The organism is Polynucleobacter sp. 35-46-11, from assembly GCF_002281105.1.
The window spans coordinates 1-1,189 of sequence record NZ_NCFJ01000670.1; the positions used below are offsets into that span (position 1 = coordinate 1).

Sequence of the window (1,189 nt, forward strand, 5' to 3'; positions counted from 1 at the left end):
TTGGCTGTTTTTTCTAGGCGATAGTCGAGTGGTATGGGGTCACCACGACCAATCACCACAGTCCTGACCACTACTTCTTTGTCATCTGGAGCGGCACGCAATGGCTTAAATTGAATTGTTTGATCGCGCAATTGGCTTAAAGCACCTGAATACGTGCGAATAAGAAGACTCTTAAATTCGCTCACTAGTTGAGCCTGTTGCTCTGGGGTGGCTTTTTTCCAGTTAGGCCCCATTGCCATTTCTGTAGTGCGGCGCATATCAGCATATGGAAGAATTTTTTTCTCCACTAGCTCCACGATACGCGGGATATTCCCTTTTTGAATCTCTGGATCAGACTTTACAGAGGCCATTACGTCTGAAACTACCGTCTTGATCAAACCATCTGGTGTTGACTGATCAACTGCTTGAGCAGAAACACTGCCGACAAACAAAAACAAGCCTGAGAGCAAGGATGCAAAGTATTTTTGAATGGATTTTTGGCTTTTCATGTGTCCTCGATTAATACTAGTTATTGAGGCTCATTTTAGCCCTTAAAGGAAATTATCTTAGGCTTGATCGCCTTTATTCGTAGGGGTTTTCGTAAACCGGCATGAGGGGCTCTCGATCCTCTCGCCCTTCATTAATTTGATATTCGCGTCGCTGAATATAGGCATCCCGCATAAAGCTATATTTATCAATAGCCGCCCCATCTAATAGGTCACCCGCTTCGTAATAGGTATTGCGGGCATTAACCACCCGTAAACCAGTAATGCTATTACGAAGAGCAACGTCTGGTAGCAATCTAAATAAGTAATCTGACTCCATGTCAGCGGCCGTTCCAAAGGTATCACGCACATTACTTGGGCCAAAAAATGGCAAAACAACATATGGTCCCGATGGTATGCCCCACACCCCAAAAGTTTGACCCCAGTCTTCTTTATGTTTTTCAAGGCCACCTGGGGTTGCCAAATCAATTAAACCACCCAGGCCCATAGTGGTATTGACCACTACCCGCATAAGATCGTTAAATGCATAGTCTGGCTTGCCCTGCAATAGGTTTTGGAGGGCTGTATAGATATCGCTGTAGTTACTAAAGAAGTTGTAAATACCGTCACGCACAAACTCCGGCAAAACAAAACGATATCCGGCAACCACTGGCTTAAGAACATAAGCATCTAAGCCTTCATTGAATTCAAAAACAGAGCGATTA

2 protein-coding genes are annotated in these 1,189 nt (G+C 44.3%); both read right to left on the reverse strand.

All coding sequences use genetic code 11. The annotated features are described in order from the left end of the window. On the reverse strand, positions 1–488 hold a 488-nt coding region (locus tag B7Y67_RS18640; protein WP_293599909.1), incomplete at its 3' end, for a phospholipid-binding protein MlaC. A gap of 73 nt (positions 489–561) precedes the next feature. Next, a partial coding sequence (locus B7Y67_RS18645) for a VacJ family lipoprotein (protein ID WP_293599910.1) occupies positions 562–1,189 on the reverse strand: 628 nt, incomplete at its 5' end.